22 protein-coding genes are annotated in these 21,383 nt (G+C 60.5%); 8 read left to right on the top strand and 14 right to left on the bottom strand.

Annotation, left to right across the window (positions count from 1 at the left end):
• Window positions 1–76: 76 nt before the first annotated feature.
• A complete protein-coding gene (locus tag GA0061102_RS03900; RefSeq protein ID WP_245297915.1) occupies window positions 77–274 on the top strand; it encodes an ABC transporter ATP-binding protein in 198 nt (65 codons plus the stop codon).
• A 12-nt stretch (window positions 275–286) separates the two neighbouring features.
• Window positions 287–1,465, top strand: coding sequence for a M20 aminoacylase family protein (locus tag GA0061102_RS03895; RefSeq protein ID WP_092844197.1), 1,179 nt, complete (start codon window positions 287–289; stop codon window positions 1,463–1,465).
• Between the two features lie 166 nt (window positions 1,466–1,631).
• Here GA0061102_RS03895 and GA0061102_RS03890 read toward each other — a convergent pair whose 3' ends face one another.
• From GA0061102_RS03890 to GA0061102_RS03830, 13 genes are all read right to left on the bottom strand, one after another.
• The gene (locus tag GA0061102_RS03890; RefSeq protein WP_092844195.1) at window positions 1,632–2,432 is read right to left on the bottom strand and encodes an ABC transporter permease; all 801 of its coding nucleotides are present in this window, start codon (window positions 2,430–2,432) and stop codon (window positions 1,632–1,634) included.
• Entirely contained in the window at window positions 2,429–3,283 is an 855-nt protein-coding gene (locus tag GA0061102_RS03885; protein WP_092844193.1) for an ABC transporter permease, read from the bottom strand. The genes GA0061102_RS03890 and GA0061102_RS03885 overlap by 4 nt, the downstream gene beginning before the upstream one ends.
• On the bottom strand, window positions 3,280–4,371 hold the full coding sequence (locus GA0061102_RS03880) for an ABC transporter ATP-binding protein (protein ID WP_092844191.1): 1,092 nt from the start codon (window positions 4,369–4,371) through the stop codon (window positions 3,280–3,282). Before GA0061102_RS03880 ends, GA0061102_RS03885 begins: the two co-directional genes overlap by 4 nt.
• Window positions 4,372–4,446: 75 nt before the next feature.
• On the bottom strand, window positions 4,447–5,472 hold the full coding sequence (locus GA0061102_RS03875) for an ABC transporter substrate-binding protein (RefSeq protein WP_092844189.1): 1,026 nt from the start codon (window positions 5,470–5,472) through the stop codon (window positions 4,447–4,449).
• 52 nt (window positions 5,473–5,524) lie between these two features.
• Window positions 5,525–6,523, bottom strand: a complete 999-nt coding sequence (araD1, locus tag GA0061102_RS03870) for an AraD1 family protein (protein ID WP_092844187.1) — start codon at window positions 6,521–6,523, stop codon at window positions 5,525–5,527.
• Window positions 6,524–6,555: 32 nt separating this feature from the next.
• A complete protein-coding gene (locus GA0061102_RS03865) occupies window positions 6,556–7,335 on the bottom strand; it encodes an SDR family NAD(P)-dependent oxidoreductase (RefSeq protein ID WP_092844185.1) in 780 nt (259 codons plus the stop codon).
• 11 nt (window positions 7,336–7,346) lie between these two features.
• Window positions 7,347–9,074, bottom strand: a complete 1,728-nt coding sequence (locus tag GA0061102_RS03860) for an IlvD/Edd family dehydratase (protein WP_092844183.1) — start codon at window positions 9,072–9,074, stop codon at window positions 7,347–7,349.
• Window positions 9,071–9,787: a FadR/GntR family transcriptional regulator gene (locus GA0061102_RS03855; protein ID WP_245297914.1), complete on the bottom strand. Its 717-nt coding sequence runs from the start codon at window positions 9,785–9,787 to the stop codon at window positions 9,071–9,073. The genes GA0061102_RS03860 and GA0061102_RS03855 overlap by 4 nt, the downstream gene beginning before the upstream one ends.
• Window positions 9,788–10,397: 610 nt before the next feature.
• Window positions 10,398–11,330, bottom strand: a complete 933-nt coding sequence (locus tag GA0061102_RS03850) for an efflux RND transporter periplasmic adaptor subunit (protein ID WP_245297913.1) — start codon at window positions 11,328–11,330, stop codon at window positions 10,398–10,400.
• Window positions 11,323–12,051 (bottom strand): ABC transporter ATP-binding protein, encoded by a 729-nt coding sequence (locus GA0061102_RS33400; RefSeq protein ID WP_092844177.1) that lies wholly within the window; start codon window positions 12,049–12,051, stop codon window positions 11,323–11,325. Before GA0061102_RS33400 ends, GA0061102_RS03850 begins: the two co-directional genes overlap by 8 nt.
• Before the next feature lie 4 nt (window positions 12,052–12,055).
• Window positions 12,056–13,192: an FtsX-like permease family protein gene (locus GA0061102_RS03840; protein WP_092844175.1), complete on the bottom strand. Its 1,137-nt coding sequence runs from the start codon at window positions 13,190–13,192 to the stop codon at window positions 12,056–12,058.
• A gap of 2 nt (window positions 13,193–13,194) precedes the next feature.
• On the bottom strand, window positions 13,195–14,574 hold the full coding sequence (locus GA0061102_RS03835; RefSeq protein WP_245297912.1) for a TolC family protein: 1,380 nt from the start codon (window positions 14,572–14,574) through the stop codon (window positions 13,195–13,197).
• Between the two features lie 269 nt (window positions 14,575–14,843).
• A complete protein-coding gene (locus GA0061102_RS03830) occupies window positions 14,844–15,281 on the bottom strand; it encodes an SH3 domain-containing protein (RefSeq protein ID WP_092844171.1) in 438 nt (145 codons plus the stop codon).
• Window positions 15,282–15,653: 372 nt separating this feature from the next.
• On the opposite strand from GA0061102_RS03830, the gene GA0061102_RS32510 reads away from it, so the two are divergent.
• Window positions 15,654–15,869, top strand: a complete 216-nt coding sequence (locus tag GA0061102_RS32510) for a hypothetical protein (protein WP_139115021.1) — start codon at window positions 15,654–15,656, stop codon at window positions 15,867–15,869.
• Between the two features lie 51 nt (window positions 15,870–15,920).
• On the opposite strand, the gene GA0061102_RS32885 is transcribed toward GA0061102_RS32510, so the two are convergent.
• Window positions 15,921–16,091 carry a hypothetical protein gene (locus GA0061102_RS32885; RefSeq protein WP_159432140.1) on the bottom strand — a complete coding sequence of 57 codons (171 nt, stop codon included), beginning with the start codon at window positions 16,089–16,091 and terminating at the stop codon, window positions 15,921–15,923.
• Window positions 16,092–16,351: 260 nt separating this feature from the next.
• Between GA0061102_RS32885 and GA0061102_RS33265 the strand changes: the two genes are divergently transcribed.
• The 5 genes from GA0061102_RS33265 (at window position 16,352) to GA0061102_RS03800 (ending at window position 21,369) form a co-directional block, all read left to right on the top strand.
• On the top strand, window positions 16,352–16,540 hold the full coding sequence (locus GA0061102_RS33265; RefSeq protein WP_139115020.1) for a hypothetical protein: 189 nt from the start codon (window positions 16,352–16,354) through the stop codon (window positions 16,538–16,540).
• A 213-nt stretch (window positions 16,541–16,753) separates the two neighbouring features.
• Window positions 16,754–17,659 carry a LysR family transcriptional regulator gene (locus GA0061102_RS03820; RefSeq protein WP_092844167.1) on the top strand — a complete coding sequence of 302 codons (906 nt, stop codon included), beginning with the start codon at window positions 16,754–16,756 and terminating at the stop codon, window positions 17,657–17,659.
• Window positions 17,660–17,708: 49 nt separating this feature from the next.
• Window positions 17,709–18,818, top strand: coding sequence for an HPP family protein (locus GA0061102_RS03815; RefSeq protein ID WP_092844266.1), 1,110 nt, complete (start codon window positions 17,709–17,711; stop codon window positions 18,816–18,818).
• Between the two features lie 478 nt (window positions 18,819–19,296).
• A complete protein-coding gene (locus GA0061102_RS03805; protein WP_092844165.1) occupies window positions 19,297–19,806 on the top strand; it encodes a L,D-transpeptidase family protein in 510 nt (169 codons plus the stop codon).
• A gap of 3 nt (window positions 19,807–19,809) precedes the next feature.
• Window positions 19,810–21,369, top strand: coding sequence for a D-aminopeptidase (locus GA0061102_RS03800; protein WP_092844163.1), 1,560 nt, complete (start codon window positions 19,810–19,812; stop codon window positions 21,367–21,369).
• Window positions 21,370–21,383: the final 14 nt, after the last annotated feature.

The following is a 21,383-nucleotide window of genomic DNA, read 5'->3' as shown; positions in this document are numbered from 1 at the left end:
TTCCAGAGGCAGCGGCCGTCTGCCTGGGCTCTCAGCCGAAAACTCACTGCTGCCTTCAAAGGCGATGCAGCGCTCGATGCGTCCCATCAGCGACGATCTTGGCGTCATCTGCCATATCTGCGATGATGTTGCGGTTACCTATCGCGGCAAATTGGTAGAGGCAGGACCGGCCGTTGATATTTTCGAGCGGCCGCAAAGTGATTATACGCGTATGCTTCTTGAAGCCATGCTCGATCCGAATCCGGATCGTTCGCCGTTCCGTCAGACACTCTAAGAGTAGTTCCTCATGACCTTCGATCCCACTCTTGCAGCCCTTGCCGAAGAAGCCAAGGGCTGGCGCCGGACCATTCATCAGCACCCCGAGCTTCTTTTCGATCTGCCGAAGACCTCGGCTCTCGTCATCGAGAAGCTGAAGGCCTTCGGTTGTGATGAAGTGGTCACCGGCCTTGCCAAATCCGGCGTCGTCGCCGTCATCAATGGCAAGCTCGGCAAAGGCAAGACCATCGCGCTCCGTTGCGACATGGACGCGTTGCCGATGTCGGAGCAGACCAATCTGCCGCACGCCTCCAAGGTGCCGAATATGATGCATGCCTGCGGACATGACGGCCACACCGCCATGCTGCTTGCGACCGCCAAGCATCTGGCCGCCAATCGTGACTTTGCCGGCAAGGTGGTGTTGATCTTTCAGCCGGCCGAAGAGGGTGGCGGCGGCGGCCGGGTGATGATCGAGGAAGGTGTGCTCGAACGTTTCGGCATCGAAGAAGTCTACGGCATGCATAACGAGCCGGGCCTTGCCGTCGGCTCCTTTGCGATTCGGAGCGGCCCGATCATGGCCGGTGGCGATCGGTTTGTCGTTACGATCAACGGCAAGGGCGGCCATGCCGCGTCGCCGCATCTGAGCCACGATCCCGTCGTCGTCATGGCTCACATGATCACTGCGCTGCAGTCGATCGCCTCGCGTTTCACCGATCCCTTCGACCCGGTCGTCGTCTCGATCACCTATGTCAGCGGCGGCAACGACAAGGCGCTGAACGTCATCCCGGCCGCCGTCCAGATTGGCGGCACGATCCGCACCATGCAACCGAAGACGCGCAAGGCGGTGGAAACCCGCTTCCGCGATGTGGTCACCATGACCGCCAAGGTGTTTTCGGCCGAGGCCGAAATCGATTGGCGTCCCGGCTATCCGGTCACCGTGAACGATGCGGAGAAGACGAAGGTCGCGGTGGCAGCCGCCCGCCACGTCGCGGGCGACGCCCGCGTCGATGACAATTACCCGCCGACCATGGGCTCGGAAGATTTCTCCTATATGCTGGAAAAGCGTCCCGGCGCCTTCATCTGGCTCGGCAATGGCGACAGCGCCGATCTGCATAACCCGGCCTATGATTTCAACGACGATGCCATCATCCATGGCGTCAACTATTGGCTGGCGATCGTTGGGCAGCAGCTCGCTGCGGCAGAGAAGTAGCTCGGTCGGTGGCAGAACTGCGGCGATAAGAGGTGACGGCACGGCCAGTGGAGCAGCGCCGATCGCCTCCGAGGTTTCGCGGGATATAACAGGTCTGCGCCTTGAAGCGGACTTGAGCCGCCATGACGAATAGCACCGGTCCGCCGACAGCTCACGAGCAGATATTCTAGGCGTGATACCGTGCCATCTGCCGCGGGATCAGAAGCCGCGCCGTCAAAGTGCATAGAAGCACGGCGAACAAGAGAATGAGCGCGACCAGAGCGTTGATATCGGGAGAAAAACCCAATCGCATCATCGCCCAGAGGCGTACCGGCAGCGTGCTCTCGGTCCCCGTGACGAGGATGGTGATCATCGTCTCGTCGAATGAAAGAGCAAAGGCAAGAACGGCACCGCCGGCCATCGCGCTCGACAAGTTCGGCAGGATCACGCGCCAGAAAGTTTGCCAGCTATTCGCTCCCAGATCATACGAGGCTTCGACGAGCGTGCGGCTCATCGACTGCAGGCGTGTGAGGATCGTCCGATAGACGATCGCGAGCACGAAGACGGTATGTCCAATGATGACCGTTACCAGGGATCGATCGAAATTGATCTCCCGGAAGAAAATCAGGAGCGCGAGGCCGCTGATGACGGGCGGCATCAGGAAGGGGAGGAAAATGATGAACTGAAGCGCTCCCCGGCCGGCATGCCGGCCATGATAATAGAGCGCCAGAAGCGTGCCTGACACGACGGAGAGGATCACCGTGCAGACACCGACGATCAGCGTCGCCCTCAGAGCGGCCAGGACATCGCCATTTTCCGCCAGCGCCGTGTAGGCCGATAATGTCGGCCGGGACCAGTCGACCTGGCCGTGATGGAGATCGAAAAACGAGGACAGGATGGGAACGAAGAGCGGGCTGTAGAGCAGGATCGCGACGAGGGCGGTGACTGCCGCCAGAAGGATCGTGGAAAGATGGATACGGCCAGTCATCGTGATAGCCCCCGTTGCGTGCCGGCCTGTTCCCCAAGCAGGATCGCGGCGATCACGACCACCGCCAGCGCGACGGAAAGCGCAGCGCCGAAGGGCCAGTTGTAAGCCGTGCCGAACTGGCTGTAGAGGATGCGGCCGAATGTGAAGCCGCTGACGCCGCCGACCATCTGAGGCGTCAGAAAGTCGCCGATCGCTAGAACGAAGACGAAGCTTGCCGCGGATGTGATCCCGGGAAGGCTTAGCGGCAGCGTGATGCGCAGGAATGTCTGGAACCGGCTGGCGCCGAGATCATCGGAGGCGCGCAGCAGAACCTGCGGGATGCGCTCGAGCGTGAGGAAGATCGGCAAGATCGCGAAGGGGATGAGCAAAAGCGTCAGCGTCAGCAGGATCGCATTCATGTTGAAGACGAAAAGGGTCGAGGGCTGAGCAAGAATGCCCAAGCCGACCAGCATCGAATTGAGCACGCCATTCTGGCCGAGGATGCTGCGGATGGCATATATCTTGATGACGTAGCTCATCAGCAGCGGCACCAGCATTAGCATCAGCATGATGTATCGCCATCTGCCCTGCAGCGTGGTGAGGAAATAGGCTGCAGGATAGCCGAGAGCCACGCAGATGACTGCCACCGAGAGGCAGAGGATGCAGGTACTCCAGAATACCGGCAGGAATACGGGATCTGTGAGGAAGCGCGCGTAATTTGTGAGCGTGAGCGTGTAGTTGATCGTGCCTTGAGCGACGCTCAGGAAGCTGTAGCCAAGAAAGAGGATCAGCGGCAGCAATATGAAGAAGACCGGTATCGCGAAGGCGAGCAGCGTCACGAGGATGGAATAGCCGGCGCCACGTTGGTTCATGATAGCACCAGATAGGAGTCGCCAGGCGCAAAGGATAGATCCATCGTTTCGCCTGGTCGCAGAGCGCTTCCTGTTACACGGCTCGGCTGACGCAGACGCAGGCGTTCGCCGCTCGAATTGATATGGGCGACCGTCGAGGAGCCGGCGAAAGCGAGTTCTTCGACGATGCCCGAGAAGCGGTTCAAGTCTTCATTTGTTTCGGCAGCGCGTAACGCCTCCGGGCGGAAGACAGCGAAGGCCGTAGCTCCGTGTGGCGCGGACCGCAGTTCCGGCTGTCCCTCGATAGAGCAATGAAGGCGACCGAGCGCGGTATCTATGGCACGCGTGCTTCCATCGCCGGCAGCCAGCTTTCCGCACACAAGATTGTTTTCGCCAAAGAACTTCGCGACGAACTTGCAGCTCGGCCGGTAATAAAGATCATGCGGCGTGCCCAATTGGCGGATGCGGCCTGCTTGCATGACGCAAATGCGGTCGGCCATGCCGATCGCCTCTTCCTGATCGTGGGTGACGAACAGGAAGGTCGTCTTGACCTCGCGCTGGATCGATTTCAGGAACTCCTGCATCTGGCGGCGCAGTTCGAGATCGAGTGCGGCGAGCGGTTCGTCCAGCAGGACGAGGCGAGGCTGGCAGATCAGGGCGCGGGCCAGCGCTACGCGCTGGCGCTGGCCGCCAGAAAGCTGCGCCGGATAACGATCGGCGAATTTGCCGAGCTGGACCAGATCGAGGGCCTCGCCGACACGCTGCCTGATTTCCTGGCGGGGCCTGTGGCGAATGGACAGGCCATAGCCGACATTGGCCGCGACCGACATATGCGGGAAAAGCGCATAATCCTGAAAGACGGTGTTGAACGGTCGACGGTTGATCGGCATGCGGCCGATGTCTTGGCCATCAAGGACGATGCGCCCCGATGTCATGGCTTCAAGGCCGCCAATGAGGCGCAGCACCGTCGTCTTGCCGGAGCCGGAAGGGCCGAGCACGGTCAGAAATTCGCCATCTCGGATCGAGAGATCGATTTCGTGAAGCACCGGCACCGCGCCATAGGACTTCGAGACGGACTGCAGACTAAGCAGGTCCAGCGATTGGGTCATTTTTTCACTCGATATGGTTCGGAAGCGGTCCGAAAGCGATCGGACCGCCGCTTTGAAGCAAATCCGACATAGGGATCAAGGCGTGGCCTTGATTTCGTTCCAGAGATCCGAACGCTTCAACGGATCTTCGACATTGTCGAGCCAGATCAGCTTGTCGGCGCCATGGGCGCTGGCGGTTTCCGTGACTGTATTGCCGAAGCCGGTCCGTTCGGAGAGCTGCGAGCTCACGGTCTTGGAGATCATGAAGTTGATCCATTTCTCCGCGGCCGCCTTGTCATGCACGCCCTTGGAGATCACCCAGTTGTCGAGCCAGGCAAGCGCACCTTCGCTTGGATTGATATAGGCGACGTGGGCGCCCGCATCCTTGAGTGCCTTCAGCTGCTGCTGGCCGTAATTGGCCCAGATGAGGGCGACATCGTTATTCTTGTAGATCTGCTGGGCTTCATCGGCCGTCGTATAGAAGCTCAGCACATTGTGCTTGAAGTCGATCAGTTTGGCTTTCACGGAGGCGATCTGGTCATCGCTCAAATGGAAGGGATCCTTGTAGCCGAGGGTCAGTGCGGTGAAGGACACGTTGTGTTCGCCATTGTCGTAGGCGAGCACCTTGCCGCGATAGGCCGGATCCCAGAGAGCCGACATGGAGGTCGGTGCCGGCTTGACCTTGTCGGTATCGTAGATGAGGCCGATCGAATCGAAGCAGAAAGGAATGCCGTAGACCTTGCCGTCCTTGGTGTCGCCGCGGATCGCGGTCAGATCGCGGAAGCGCGGCAGCACGTCCTTCTGGTTCGGCAGGTTGGCGGTATCGATGGGCGTGACGAGATCGGCGGCTATGTATCGCTGCAACTGGGCGGTGTTGACCGCAAAGACGTCGAAGTCCTTGCCTTCGCTGCCCTTGATCTTCGCCCAGGCCTCGTCATCGCTGCCGATGAAGACCACATCGACGCCAATGCCCGTCGATGCGGTGAATTCCTTGACCCAGTCCTTGTCGGCATAGCCGTCCCAGGCCAGCACGCGAAGGTTTTCAGCCAATGCCGATGATGCCATCATCGACACCATGAAGCCGGCGGTTGCCATGGCTGTCAGAAGTTTTTTCAATCCCATTTCCGTTCCCTTTATTGTTGTTGGTTGTCAATGCGATCGGCGCAGGTTTCGGCTATAGCTGCGTGACGGTCACCAGCCCTTCGTCGGGCGTCAGTTCCACCCGATTGCGCAGCGGCTTGCCGAATACGCCCGCTTCGATTTCGTATTCATCCCCCGGGCCGGTCTGGACGCCGAAGGCATAGCTCATCACGGCCGCTCCGAAGAAATAGGCATGCAGGTCTCCCGGCCTGCGGTGCATGGGGTAGCGGAAGTGATAGTGTTCGAGGTTGGCGATCGAGTGAGACATGTGCGTCTCGCCCGATAGGAATTCCTCTTCCCAGATCACCTCTCCGTTGCGGCGGATGCGCGAAAGGCCGCGAACCTCGTCGGGCAGATCGCCGACCAGCAGTTCCGGTCCGATCGAGCACGAACGCAGTTTGGAATGAGCGAGGTAGAGGTAGTTTTCCGCTTCGGTGACATGGTCCGAATATTCATTTCCGAGCGCGTAGCCGATCCGGAAGGGGCTACCATCCGGTCCGACGACATAGAGACCGACGATTTCGGCCTCTTCGGCGCCGGCAAGTGCGAAAGCAGGCATCGGCAAGGCCGCGCCCGGCGCGACGACACAGGTGCCGACGCCCTTGAAGAACCATTCCGGCTGCACGCCCGGCGGACCACCGGCCGGTTTCCCACCTTCGAGACCCATACGGAAGATCTTCAGCGAGTCGGACCCCGCTGCGTCTTCGCCATGGGTGAGGACATGCATCTTGTCGCGCGCATTGGCGCTGCCGGTATGAGTGAGGCCCGTGCCGGTCACAAGGAAACGGCTGGGCTCCTCGTGATCGAGCGGTGCCAGCACTAGGTTTTCGCGAAGCAGGTGATCGTAATCCACCAGTTCCGTCGTCGCGCGCTCTTCGACCAGCGCAGCGATCGGAACACGGCGCGCGATTGCCGCTTCGGCAAGTTCGCGGATGGAATGCGTGTCCTTGAGCGGATGAAGGTGATTGCCACCGGCCGAGACGCGGCCGACCTTGCGCTCGCCCTCGGGCGTTTTAAATTGAACGAGACGCATGGTTGCACCTTTCCCTGTCGTAAGTTGATTTGTCATACCCAGCCACCGTCGACGATGAACTGCTGGCTTGTGCACATGGCGCTGTCATCGGCCGCGAGGAAAAGCGCCATGCGGGCGATGTCTGATGGTTGAAGCCGGTCCGGCAGACATTGGCGTTCTTCGATCTGCCTTTCGCCGGCGGGCGTGAGCCAGAGACGCATCTGCCGCTCGGTCATCACCCAGCCGGGGACCATGCAGTTAACGCGGATACGCTCAGGCCCGAGCTCGCGGGCGAGCGCCCGCGTCATGCCGTAGACCGCCGCTTTGCTCGTGACATAGGCGGGACAGTCGGGATCGCCGACCATCCAGGTGATGGAGCCGAAATTGATGATGGAGCCTCCGCCCAGCGCCTTCATGTAGGGTCTCGCGGCCTGGGCGGCGAAGAACTGATGACGAAGGTTGACGGCCATCCGGTCGTCCCAGTAGGCAACCGTCACATCCTCGGTCTGATGCCGATCGTCACTGCCGGCATTGTTGCAGAGAACCTGGATCGGCCCGTTTCGGGCCGCGGCCGCTTCGAGCGCCGTACGCAGTGCTTCAATGTCGCGGAGATCGCAGGGAATGAAAAGCGGCGGCTCGGTGCCCTCGTCGGCTATGGCTGCAACGAGCTGCCGGGAGGGCTCTTCGGCGATATCGACGAAAGCGACATGGCTGCCCTGGGCGCAGAAGTGCCGGACGAGACTCTCGCCGATGCCGCTGCCGCCGCCGGTGATGAAGACGCTTCGCCCCTTGAGGCTGGGATAAATCGCGAAATTGTTTTGCTGGCTACTCATTGTAAAACCGCCTAGTGAGAGTGGCGGGGAATACCGGCATCGCGGCGCCCCACGAGAAAATCGAAATCGCAACCGGCATCGGCTTGGGTGACACGCTCGACATAGAGGCTTTGATAGCCCCCTTGCGGCGGTTCCGGCGGTTGCCATTCTGCCCGTCTCTTGGCCAGTTCCGCATCCGATACCATCAGCTCCAGCCGGCGGCCGGCAACGTCGAGTTCGATGATGTCACCGTCTCGCACTAGCGCCAGAGCGCCGCCTGCGGCGGCCTCCGGCGCGACATGGAGAACGACGGTGCCATAGGCAGTGCCACTCATGCGGGCATCGGAAATGCGCACCATGTCGGACACGCCCTGCTTTAAGAGCTTTGCCGGCAGCGGCATGTTGCCGACCTCGGCCATGCCCGGATAGCCGCGCGGACCGCAGTTCTTCAGCACCATTACTGAGGTCGCATCGATGTCGAGATCGGGATCGTCGATGCGCTCGTAATAGTGCTCGATATTCTCGAAGACGACCGCCTTGCCGCGATGCTGCATCAGATCCGGCGTGGCGGCCGATGGCTTGATGACGGCGCCGCTCGGCGCAAGATTGCCGCGCAGCACGGCAATGCCGCCTTCCTTGGTGAGCGGATTGCCGACCGGCCGAATGACCTCTTCGTTGTAGTTCGGTGCATTCTCGATGATGTCGCCTACCGTCCTGCCGCTGACCGTCATTGCGCTACGATCCAGGAGGCCGGCGTCATCGAGCGCTGCCATGACGGTCGTAAGGCCGCCTGCGTAATAGAAGTCCTCCATCAGGAAGCGCCCCGACGGCATCAGGTCGACGATCGTCGGCACACCGCGTCCGAGCCTGTCCCAATCGTCGAGGTTAAGCTCGACGCCGACGCGCCGGGCAATGGCGATCAGATGAAGGACCGCGTTGGTGGAACCGCCGATTGCGCCATTCACGCGGATCGCGTTTTCGAAAGCGGTCTTCGTAAGGATATCCGAGATATTGATGTCCTGATTGACGAGTTCGACGATACGCCGACCGGCCATGTGGGCGAGAACGCCGCGGCGCGCATCGACGGCAGGGATGGCGGCATTGTCGGGCATGCCGATCCCGAGTGCTTCAACCATGCTGGCCATGGTGGAGGCGGTGCCCATCGTCATGCAGCTTCCCGCGGAGCGGCTCTGACCCTGTTCCGCAGACAGGAAATCGCTCACGGCCATCCGGCCGGCTTTGACGTCCTCCGCGAATTTCCACACATGCGTGCCGGAGCCTATGTCCTGGCCGCGGAACTTTCCGTTCAGCATCGGGCCGCCGGATACGACGATCGACGGGAGATTGGCCGATGCGGCGCCCATTAACAATGCCGGCGTGGTCTTGTCGCAACCGGCAAGAAGGATAACGCCGTCGATCGGGTTGCTGCGGATCGATTCCTCGACATCCATGCTGGCCAGGTTGCGAAAGAGCATCGCCGTCGGGCGCATATTGCTTTCGCCGAGCGACATGACGGGGAACTCCAACGGAAAACCGCCGGCCTCGTAGACGCCGCGCTTCACATGTTCCGCTATGCCGCGCAGATGCGCATTGCAGGGGGTAAGCTCCGACCATGTATTGCAGATGCCGATGACAGGCCGACCGTCGAAAACATGGTCGGGTAGCCCCTGGTTCTTCATCCAGCTGCGATGCATGAAGGCGTTTTTTCCGTCCCCGCCGAACCATGCGGAAGAGCGCAACCTGCGCTTGGGCTTGCTCATGTTTTCGGCTCCTGCGATTTGCGGCGTTGATTGCGGCTTTCGACGGCGCGCCTGACATCATCTTCGGCATGATCGAGGAGGACCAGCAGCGCCTGTTGGGCGCCTTGCCCATCCCCTGCCGCGATCCTTTCGGCAACCTCGCGATGCAAAGGCAGCGAGGGACGTTGCCCCGTCGGATTGTCGTTCGAGAGGCGAAAGCTCATCACCAGAGCGGTTTGGATGAGGGCGGCGAGCGAGCCAATCAGCTCGTTACCGGTCATCCGCAAGATGGTCTGATGGAAAATGAGATCGGGTTCGGCAAACCGCTCACCGTCGTCGCCAAAAGCTTCCATTTCGGCAAGCGCGTCGTTGAGTTCAGCGAGCTGCTCGGGTGTTGCGCGCTGCGCTGCCAATGCTGCCGACATCGGCTCGATGGCCCGACGCAGCTCGAACAATGCCTTGACATCTTCGTGGTTCACCGCGCCGGAATAGCGCCAGGATAGCACGTCCGGGTCGAGGAAATTCCATTCCGATCGCGGACGAACGCGCGTGCCGGTCTTCGGGCGGGATTCGACGAGCCCCTTGCCCGCCAGAACCTTGATTGCGTCGCGCAGCACGGATCGGCTGATCCCGAGCGTATCCTTAGAGCCATCGGCATTGGGAAGCGCCTCGCCGGGGAGTAGGCGCCCCTGCAGGATCCAGCTTCCGATCTGCTCAACGGCAGCGGCATGCATGCTGCTGTTGAGGTTTTGAAAGCCAACGGATGTCGGCGAGGGGAGCCTCGATACGACGACTGGTCTTTTTTGATTAATGCTATTATTCATACTATTACATTATTGCGAAGCTTTCCGTTGTCAAGGAGGAATCGATCGCGAATTGCAACCGACGGGATCTACCCGAGGGGATGGTCAGATTGGATGTGAAGGGATGAGAGCCAGTGGTGCAGGAGGCGGGATCGATGGCTTGTTACCGAGCGCCCGCGTCCTTTGCCGTCGGCTGACACGGCGTTTCCAGAACGGTTCCGGGCTTTCGGGGCCGGATCGCTGCAGCGCGTCCCTGCGATATCAGTCGCAGGAGTTTGGACGAAGCATGGAAGGGGAATTCATCTCTATGAGCGGCAGCCTATGGCGCCGCAGGTGGAGATGATTGTCGCTCACTCGAACCAAATGGCAGTCGGCTCATAAAACTGTCGGTAAGGATCCGGAGTGGATCGTCGCAATTTGCAACAGCGCGAAAATGCCATTCCCGAGGCTCTCTTGCCAAAGGGGTTTCAGCGCTCGTCCATTCTGAACTGCCGCTCGAGGCTCCGGCCAGGGATGGCCGTTGCGGCGGCATTTGGCTGCCTTATTTAAGCACCCGGACAACGACGCGCTGCCCGATCGCCAATGGCGTGTCACGTGCGATGGTGATGATGCAGTTCGCTGCCCTGACATCGTTTCGCTCGCCGGAATTCTCCGCCGATTTCGGACGCGACAGCACCTTGGAAATTCGCGTGATCTTGCCGGGAACGGATTGGGTCGTTCGTCCTTCGGCGGCGATTTCGACGGCCATTCCGGGGCCGACAAGGTTAAGATATTCCTCGGGAATATCTGCACGCACGATCTTCGGTCCATCGGGCAGCAGGACGAACATCTCGGTCATTGCCTGGACAGAAACGGCTTCGCCTGCCTTGACGGCCTGGCGTACGACAACGCCGTCGGCGGGCGCCTTGATCGACCGCTGGGTCACCTCGCGCTTGGCGATTTCGAGGCGTTCACGCGCAACCGACACCATCGATGATGCGGAATTGGTTTCGATCGCCTGCGTCTCATAAGCGTCTTGAGCATCGCTGAGCGCCTGATCGGAAACAGCTTTGCCGGCAGCGGCCCGCTGCATTCTTTCAAGCGTTTTCGCCAGGTTCTTCGACTTGAGCTGAAGGAGCTTGTATCGGTCTTCTGCCTGGGACAGCTCCGCCTCGGCGATACGGACGGCGGATTCCTCCTGCCGGCCGTCGAGGACGGCGAGAACGTCGCCCTTGCGGACATAGGCGCCTTCCGGGGCTTCAACCGAGGCAACGACCCCATCGCGCATGGCAGTTATTCGATACAGCCCGCCTTCGACGTCGACCGTGCCGCGTGCGGCAGCCGCGATCGCAGGTGTCGGCGATTGCGCCTCGACGGTGTCGGGATTTTCGCCGGCCCTTGGCATGCCGACGGTCAGCCATAGGACGCACAGGGTCACGGACGTGCCCAATAATGCGGTCGCGAAAACGCGGTGGGAACGCTTCAGCCTATCCATGCCAGTCCTCTCGTGTATCGATGCCGCGCCCGGAAACGGGCCGCAGGTCAGACAGCAGCCGTCCGTCCTCCATCTTGAGGACACGGTCTGCCTTTGAAAAGAGACGCGCGTCGTGGGAAACGCACAGCACCGCCGTTCCCAATTGCCTCGCCGTCTCACGCAGGATCTCGACGATCCTAAAGCCATTGCTGCTATCCAGAGCGCTCGTCGGTTCGTCGGCAAACAGGATCGCCGGGTCTTTGACGATCGCTCTGGCAATCGCGACGCGCTGTTTTTCGCCACCCGACAGATGCGAGGGCCGCAGGTGCTGCCGCTCGAGCAGACCGACGCGTTGCAGCGCATCGCGCGCTTTGAGCCGGGCGTCCTCCTCCGGCACGTTCAGATAATCGAGCGGCACTTGCACCTGCTCGAGAGCCGAAAGGGCAGGAAACAGGTTGAAGCCCTGGAAGATGAAGCCGCAGTTCTGGAGACGAAACGCATCTCGTTCATTGTCGGTCGAGGACGACAGGTCGGTGTTTCCAGCCCGAATGCGGCCGCTATCCGGTTCCGTCATGCCGCCGAGCATCGCCAGAAGCGTGCTTTTTCCGCATCCCGAGGGGCCGCTGAGCACGGTGAACTCACCGCTGAAAATGTCGACAGAAACGTCGATGAGCGCGTTCGTGCGCATGCCCTGCACGGTGAACGACTTGTATAGGTTCGAGGCTGATATAGCGGGAAGCATGATATCACCTCAACAAGGTTGCAGGATCGGCCTGGCGAAGCCGGTGTATGGCCAGAAGGCATGCCAAGATGGCCACGACAAGTACGACCAACGATGCCGACACTAACACCGCGCCGTCAAGTTCGAAGGGAACCTTGTAGATCATGGCGATGACGCCAATGGCGACGCTCAGCACCCCGTTGATGACCAGCCCCGAAAATCCAACCCAGGCGGCTTGCTCTATGACGATTTTCCTCAGTCCGCTAAACGGCACGCCCAGGGCGCGAAGCGTCGCATATTGCGGGATCGTTCCGGCAACGGCGGCCATCAAGGTCTGGCTGGTAATGAGCGCGCCGATGGTGGCCGCAATCAGCGTCGCAAACACGAATGCGATGCCGGCGCCGGAATCAAACAGCATGTAGCTGGTCGACATATCCGCGAGTTCCTTTGCAGGCCAGATCTCGAAACGCTCGATCGGGGCGCGCTTGTTCAAGTGGCTCAAAACGCGCGACTGTTCGCTTTCCTTGCCGATATTAAACAGGAAATAGGTGGCGCCGCCGTCGGCGGGCAGTGTCTGGTCGAGGATGCGCGCCGTGTCGAGCGAGCCCACGACATTGACCCCTCCCAGACCACGCAGACCATCGATGAAGCCGATGACATGCACGGTATGGCCGTTCACTTCGGCAAGATCGCCAGCTCCGATCGAAAGCTTGTCGCTATCGGCCGAGTCGACGACAACTGCTGCCGGCTCGCGGAGCCGAGCACGCAGGTTCGGCGGAACCACCCGTGCCAGCCCTATGCTGTCGGATTGTGCGTCGATGCCGACGACTGTGACGCTGATGCCACCGCCGCCATGAATGCCACGCCAATCTCCCGAGCCCAGAAGAAACGGCTCGACATGCGAGATAGCAGGCTCCGCATAAAGGTTCGTCAGCACGCTGGCCGGAACGGTGCGCCCCAGTTCGACGCTTTGCGTGCCGGGAAAGCCGAGCCAGTAGCTCGCATTCGACTGGGTGACATAGAGCGAGTTCGCGCTGACGATGCCGAGCAGCAGCGCTCCTTGAGCTGTCATCAACAGTCCGGAAAACGCCACTGCCGCGACAGCCGGCAGAAACCGGCGCCATTCGTAGAGAAGCGTCTTGCGTGCGATCGCAACTGCCATGGTTACTTGCGCCCTTCCGCCTTGGTGGGACGCTTCACATCGTCGACAGTGGCGACGGGCTGCACGCCACGCGTCGCCTTATAGAAGGCGATCGTGGCGCGGGCCTCGTTTTCGATGCTCTCGGTCAAGGACGAGCGCAGCTCCAGAAGATCGATGGCTCCAGTGATCGATTTCGATTTTTCTGCAAGTCCCTCCCGAACGAGGACGTCGGTGCTGGCTTTGAGTTTTGAGACGCGCTGCAACCGCGCCCGCAAAATGGCCGTACGTGCTCGCGCGGCGTTGACCTCATGCAGGGCGCGAGAGGCTTCTTCATAGGCAACGAGCACGGCCTGTTTGTAAATGAGCACCGACTGGCGGAACTCGGCTTCGCGGGCCGCGACAGCGTCCTTGCGCCGACCGTAGTCGAAAATGGGCAATTGCACGGAGGGACCAGCGAAGGCTCCCAGGATAGAATTCGATACCGGGGTCCCGATCCCAATGGTGCCGTTCAGTCGCAGCTTCGGATAGAGATCGGCCTTGGCGATGCCGACTTGCGCAGCGGTTTGCCCCACCGCGTATTCGGCTCGCAACACGTCGGGCCGCGCGCGCAGGAGATCGGCCGGCTTGCCTTCCGCCATGCCTGCGACCGCGATCGGCTGTGGTTCGTACCTGAAAAGGGCAGGATCCGGAGTGGAGCTTCCCAAGAGCGTGGCGATCTGCTGACGCGTGCTGGCGATCTCACTATCCAGAAGCAGCAGCGTGGATTTGGCGGTATCGAGGCCTGCTCGCATGGGCTCGTTTTCGATCGAAGTCGCGAGCCCCGCTTGTTCCTTCACGCCGGCGATCTTTGTGTTGTTCTCCAGAAGACCAACCAGCTCTGCCGTGTCGAAGCGGCGCTTCTGAAGTGCGCGCAGGTGGACATAGTTGCTGGCAATCTCCGCCGTCACGGCGACTTTGGCCGCGGCAACATCTTCCGTCGCCATTGCTACGCTGAGGTCGGCCATCTTTTGCGCTTGCTTGTCCTGGCCGAAGAGCGGGATTTCCCAACTCGCGTCCAGATTGAGCTGAACAGGCCGGCGGGTAAAGTCGTCCTTAATTCGCGAGCCGGTCGCGGCGTTGGCCATCCCGGAGACAGACGCGTCCAGCTGATAGGCCGACATCGCGGAATTCGCCAGGGCTCTGGCCGACGTCAGGCTCTGATGTGCCATGGCGACCGTCAGATTCATGCTCTCGGCGCGGGAAACAAGTGAGGACAGTGTCTTGTCATGGAAGCCTTCCCACCAGGCCGAGGTGTTCGACCTGGCTGTGGAGGTCTTATAAGGCGCTCCATCATAGGCATTGGGCAGCGGTGGCGGCGTTACCTGCAGCGCGAGATCTGACGACTGGCAGGCTGACAATGCCAAGACCAAGCCCGCCATGGACAGAAGAACCCGGCAAGACTTTCGCCCGATGCCTGGCCTGTCGACTCTGCTTGTGTGATCTGTTCTGCGCGAGCGGTACTCGATACTATTTGCTTCATTCTTCATAACGTCATCACTAAGCAATCCATCTCGCAGCCGTCGGCGCGAACATGGGCAGGTTGTTGTCTTCGCACCACTGCCTGGCTCCATACGTTCAACGGCTGCGGTCCTGCCCGGAAAAGCAGGAGAAGAATCGGCGTAGATCTTCGATGCTATTCATCGTGACCCCAGTCGACATTGCGCCAGGTGCCGATCTCATTATAGAAGTATAAATCTGAATAATTGCTGGACCAGTAGGAATCAATGTTGAAAGGCACAACCGCGATGTTCGGCCCTTGCATCATGCGGATATAGGTCGGAAGCAATACTGTTTCATCGTGATACGCAACGTTGACATAGCGGGAAGACATCCAGCCCCGTCGGCCCGCTACGCTGACGTCGCACCACCTATAGTCTTTCTCGCATCCGTAAAGATGGACGCGCGAGCCGGCCAGCACCATTCCTACCGCCGGAACGTGAGCATTTGGTCCCGACCGAAGAACGACGTTGGTGCGCACATATCCTGCGGCAGCCGAATGGACGAATGCGAGGGAGGCCGTCGCCAGCGCGGCCGCAAAAAGTGCCCGTTGAATTCCGGATTCGACTTTCATGTCTGGGCGATGTCCTTCTCGACCGATCAAAGATCAATTGCCTTCACATGCGCTGCGCCATGACGCTGGCGCCTGCGTTCCGGCCGATCCACTGCAAAGATCGCGATTGCTTCGGTTATGGTGAAAGAACTGTCTTTGCAAATCGTCAGGCTCCGGCGAGGCCCGAAACAATATGGCGACCCCCTACGGCCGGTTGCATAACCCTTGTTTGTGTGGATTTCGTGGAGACTTTGCGCACGACCCGTGAAGTTGAACAGCTTCATGACCGTTGCCGCCGGTTGAGGGAACGGAGACAAGTTCAGTCGGCGACAGAAGAGCCCGGCGCGGCCGGGCATTGCGGCCGCAGGCTTTCTTGCAAACTGGCGACCTCCGGTGGAAACGACCAAGAAAGAACGATCCACAGAATTTCCGCGCCACAGTCCGTCCTGCCGCGATTCCGACATCATGCCAGAAGCTCCCGATCTGCCGATGAACTGCGCAGAATTCATCGTCATGAGCGATATATGGCCGCTTGAGGTGGCCGATTTCGGGTGCATTCGGGCATCGAAAACCTTCCGGAACATCATCTTCCACTATACTCATAGCTGAACATCATGTGCCTCCGCAATCGGGCGTCCTCGCTTTTCAGAGAGACGTCGTTCACGGCTGTTCGCTTAGCGCGAACCCTACGGCGACTACGGTTGCAACCAGAATGATAACCGGGACCGCGAGTCGAACCCAGCTTCCGGTCAGCGCCGCCATCGCGCCGAGCAGCAGCAGCGCGGTCAGCAGCATCGCAGCCAGTAGCGCGAGCATCAGCAACTTGAACATTGGGGTGTCCCTTCCGCTTATTTGGGAGGCCTTCGGGTTCCCATCGGCGAAGCAGCGGCGGCAAGGAACGAGCCGCAGAACCTTGGTCCATGCTCTCTATGGGCATCGAGGTATCCCGTTGGATGCGAGGCAGGAGGTTGTTCGTTCAGGGCTCCCGCCGTCTCATATCTGAGCGCTCGTCCAAAAGATTGCGGTCGAGGCGCTAGGGTCGATAAGACACCCTAAGTGTTGCGGCCTGATCGATAATATGTGGAGGTTTCGTGGAGGAAGAGGATGAATATCGAGAGCACGCGTCGCTAAGTCGTTTCGCGGGGCAAAGAAGCGGGCGCAGCTACTGCAAACCCGCCGGAAATGCCCTAATCAATGATGGATCGGCCCTCGCGCTCTATGGTTTCGGATGCGCAATCATTCTTGTCGCGATCGCGAAGCTTGCGGCCGGCTTTGCTTGAGATGCCGGTGCAGGTCGGATCGACCTCATGCAGCACGCAGGCAGGGGAAGCGTATTCGCGGGTTTCTGCTCCCGTTTGAGGTCGATCGGATCTTGCCAATCGCTTTGTCCGCGTATGCGCCCCAGCCCGGTGTCGAAACATGCTTGAGCTGCGATAATGATTTTTATATAGGGAATGATAAGTCATCTTAATTCTTGAATCGAGATCCTTTCATTGGACCTTTCATCAATCGAAATATTCCTCGCTGTTGCCAGCGACCGCAGCGTGACGAAGGCTGCAAAGACGATCGGGCGCGTGCCGTCGAATGTGACGACGCGGATCCAGCAGCTGGAGAACTATCTTGGCGTCTTGCTCTTCAGCCGCGATGGAAAGAAGATGACGCTGACGAAAGAAGGTGAAACGTTTCTCACCTATGCTAATCGGCTTGCGGCACTAGCGCTCGAAGCGCGCCAGGCGGTGCGGCCACGGCGCCCAACAGGCACATTGCGTCTGGGAACGATGGAGAGCACGGCGGCAAGCCGGTTGCCTGCAGCGCTCAGCCAATTCAATCAGATGTGGCCGGATGTGTCGCTGCAGCTAACCCTTGGCGCATCCCGCGATCTTGCCCGCGATGTTCTGCGCGACGCCTTGGATTGCGCGCTGATCGCCCGGCCACCTGAAGCGATGCTGGATGAAGACGCCGGTTTTGATGACGAACTACAGCGGCTCGAGGCCGAGCCGGTGTTTGTCGAGGATCTATTGCTCGTGCTGCCATCCGGCCATCCGGCGGTCCGAACGGCTGCCGACTTGCGGGTCGGATCGATTGCCGCCCTGGAGCCCGGATGCACCTATCGAAGGATCGCCGAAAGCTGGGCGCGCAAGTCGAGCGTTTTGCAGACGACCGAGCTTGGCTCCTATCACGCTATCCTCGCAAGTGTGGCGACCGGCAACGCGGCCGGTGTCATGCCCAAGTCGGTTCTCGATCTCATGCATTGGCCGATGACCTCGCCTACCCATCAGCTTGCCGTCGTCGATACGATCCTCGTCTACCGTAAAAGGGATCGGCCGAGCGCGTTCAACGCGTTTCGCGAAGTGCTCGGCATCGTCAAAGGCAGGGATTTGCGCCTGGCGACGCATTAGCCGACATCCATCCTTCCTTACGACAATGCCCCTCAAAACTGGTTTCATCATGCAGCATCCAGACCCCCATAAAGCGGGATTCAGCCGGCTCCGCTTGTTTTCCCCGATCCTTGCCGGCGCGACCCTACGCGAACGATTGATGGCTTGTCTCGGCGCCTTGATCGGCATCGGCCTGACCGGCGCCATCAGCGGCTATTTCTTCGGGCAGGGGCCGTATCTGCCGTTCATCGTTGCGCCAATGGGGGCGTCCGCGGTGCTGCTTTTCGCGGTTCCTGCAAGTCCGCTTGCCCAACCCTGGTCGATCATTGGGGGCAATACGATTTCCGCCTTGATGGGCATCATCGCCGCCTATCTCGTTCACGATCCGATCATCGCGATCGGCGTCGGCGTTTCGATGGCGATCGGCGCGATGTCGTTCACGCGATGCCTTCATCCGCCGGGCGGAGCTGCGGCCCTGACGGCCGTTCTCGGAGGTCCGGTTGTTGCGAGCTGGGGGTTCCTGTTCCCGTTTGTGCCGGTTGCGCTCAATTCCTGCATACTCGTTGGCCTGGGGCTGGTGTTCCACAAACTTTCAAGGCGCAATTATCCGCATGTCGCAAAGCCGGTCGAGAATACCCATCAGACTCGCGACTTGCCGCCGCCTTTGAGGGTGGGCTTTCGCGAGGAGGACGTCGATTCCGCTTTGGAAGTGTTTGACGAAACCTTCGATATCGACCGTGCAGACCTCAGCCGCCTTCTGCGGCAGGTCGAACTGCAGGCCACCGTGCGATCGCATGGGGATATCCGCTGCGCCGACATCATGTCGCGCGATGTCATTGCCATCAGCGAGGATGCCGATCCGGATCATGCCCGGTATCTTCTTCTGAAGCATAATATTCGCACCCTGCCGGTGAAAGACAGGGAAGGCCGACTGATCGGGACGGTCGGGCTGCGCGAGCTGTCGGAAGGCATCGGCAGCATCGAGCGGACACTCTCTGAACCCGCCATAGCAAATGCGGGCGATCCCGCGCTCTCGCTGCTACCTGTCCTGACCGATGGCCGCACGCATGCCGTCATCGTCGTCGATGCCGATTGGCGAGTGCTCGGCTTGATATCGCAGACGGATCTATTGAGTGCCATGGCGCGGCTTCTGCCGACCAAGAATGCTGATGTTGCTTGAGACCGGTCGCCGGGCCTGAGCCGTTTCTGGCAAGATAGATCGGGATAGAGTGAAGGTGCCCGGCTCATTCGAGCGGATCGGCCGCCTTGATGAGACGTGCACCGGTGGCCAATGTCGCCGTAACGGCCTCTGCTATCCCGCAGCCGCCTTGGCGCTTGGTGCCATCGTCGGCGGCGCTTTGAATAACCGAGCTGCTCAGAATAATTAGCCAGGTAAAGGCTTGGGTTTTCGCTTCGGCCCTTATTGGTTTTGGCTTTCTGCACGAAGAGGGCCGTTCGAATGAAATAGGCCGGACCTACCGATAGGCCGGTGCTGAAGCGCGAAATTCCAAGCCCGATAAACCTGCCTTCGGTTGTCGGTTTCATACATGTTGTCCTTTTGCCAAGGATATTTGTCGGGTAGAAGACCCTGCCCCACAGCAGCGGGATGGCCGGATGGTCGCCTGTTATTTTCCGCTGGCGACTTGAAGGAGATGGCTTTGGATCTGATCGTGAAACGTGCCGGCGAAGGCTGGCAGGCGAGCTATGGCGACAAGGTCTGGCGCGCGGCGGTGGGACGCAGCGGCATCCGCGCCGAGAAGACCGAGGGCGATGGCGTGAGCCCCATCGGCTGCTGGCCGATCCGCCGGGTGCTCTATCGCGCCGACAAGCTGAAGGCTGCTCCCGTCTCGGTATTCGAAACCGCTGTTATAGACCCGCAGGACGGCTGGTGCGATGCGGCCGATCATCCCGACTACAATGGCCCGGTGCGCTTGCCCTTTGCCGCAGGCCACGAAGAGATGTGGCGCAAGGACGATCTCTACGACATCGTCGTGGTGCTTGGTCAAAACGATGATCCGGTAGTGCCGGGGGGCGGGAGCGCCATCTTTCTGCACGTCGCCAGCAAGGGCTACGGTCCGACTGCAGGCTGCGCCGCGCTGACGCTTGAGCACCTGCAGGAATTTCTGGCTATGGCCGAGCCCGGCACGCGGCTCTGCTTTCAGGGTTGAATCATGAGTGGAATTGATCATGCGGCGCTGGAGCAGGCGCTGAACGTGCTGCCGGATCGCTATCGCGGTCCGGCCGGAGTGGTGGGCGTGGTGAAGGATGGCGAGGTGATCGCCCGCCGTGCCTGGGGTTTTGCCGACATGGAGCGGCGCCTACCGATGACTGCGGCGAGCCGCCTGCCGATCTGCTCGATTTCGAAGCATATGACCTGCGCGTTGCTGCTGGACATGTTCGGCAGTCCGGAAGCACTCGATCCGCTGCTGCCGGAACTCCTGCCGAATTTCAAAGGCCCGCTGCCGCGGGTGGCCGATCTCTGTCACAACCAGTCCGGCCTACGCGATTATTGGGCTTTGACCGTGCTGCAAGGTGCAGTGCCCGAAGCTCTCTTCACCGAGGAAGACGGCCTGCGCCTGCTGTCGCAGGCAAAATCCGGACATTTTGCGCCGGGCGCGAACTATTCCTATAGCAACGGCAACTTCCGCCTGCTGGCAGAGCTGATCCGTCGCGCCAGCGGCCGCGATTTCGGCGAATTGCTGCGCAAACGTATCTTCGGCCCCGCGGCAATGACCGGTGCGGTGCTTGCTTCCGATACGCGCCAGACGCTGGATGGCGTCATAGGCTATGAGGGCAATGACACGGTGGGCTTCCTGCCCGCCAAGAGCGGCATCTTCTGGTTTGGCGATGCCGGCATCTCCGCCTCGCTTGACGATATGCTGGCATGGGAGCGCCATATCGACGCCACGCGCGACGATCCAGCGAGCCTTTACAATCGCATCAGCGTTCCCGTCAGCTTTGCCGATGGCAAGCCCGCTCCCTATGGCTATGGAATACGCCGTGACCGGATCGGCGGTTATGATATCACCGCCCATGGCGGCGCCTTGCGCGGCTTCTGTTCCTACAGGATGCATATTGCCTCCGAGCGGCTGTCGATCGTGGTGATCTTCAATCACGAGGCCAGCGCCATGCGGGCGGCCTGGTCGCTGATGGAGGCTGCCTTTGGTTGCCGCGTCGGCGACGATACCGTTCCGGCCGAAGGCTGGACGGGTCTCTGGCTGGATGAGACGCAGGGGCTTTATCTGCGCACGGAAGACCAGAAGGAGGGCGTGCGGCTGCTCTACGCTACCGCCCCTGGCCTGTGCACGCCTGCGCCGGACGGAACCGCGCGTGCGCGCGACATAGTGCTGCGGCGGGAAGAGGGAAGGTTGCTCATGGAGCGGCCGGGCGAGAATCTCCGTGTCGTTGCAAAGCCTGTCTCGCCGGTCGAATGGGCTGATGGTGCCGGGATTGCCGGATTGTACCGTTCAGAAGAGATCGGTGCGCGGCTTGAAATCGAAGCCCGTGATGGCGCCACCTATGTCGGTTTCGAGGGTATGCTGGGCAAGGGGCCGGTGGAGCGCATGTATCCGCTGGCGGATGATCTTTGGGTGATCACAACCCGCCGCTCGATGGATGCCGCCCCGCCGGGAGACTGGACCGTGCAAATCCGGCGCGATTCCTCCGGCAAGGTGTCCAACTTGAGGCTCGGTTGCTGGCTTGCCCGCAACATCGACTACCGACGGGTCTAAGGCCGCCTGGCGTA

It is taken from the genome of Martinezella miluonensis (assembly GCF_900094545.1).
GTDB lineage: Bacteria > Pseudomonadota > Alphaproteobacteria > Rhizobiales > Rhizobiaceae > Rhizobium > Rhizobium miluonense.
Note: the sequence above shows the minus strand (reverse complement) of the source record. Positions and strands in the feature narration are given on the sequence as shown.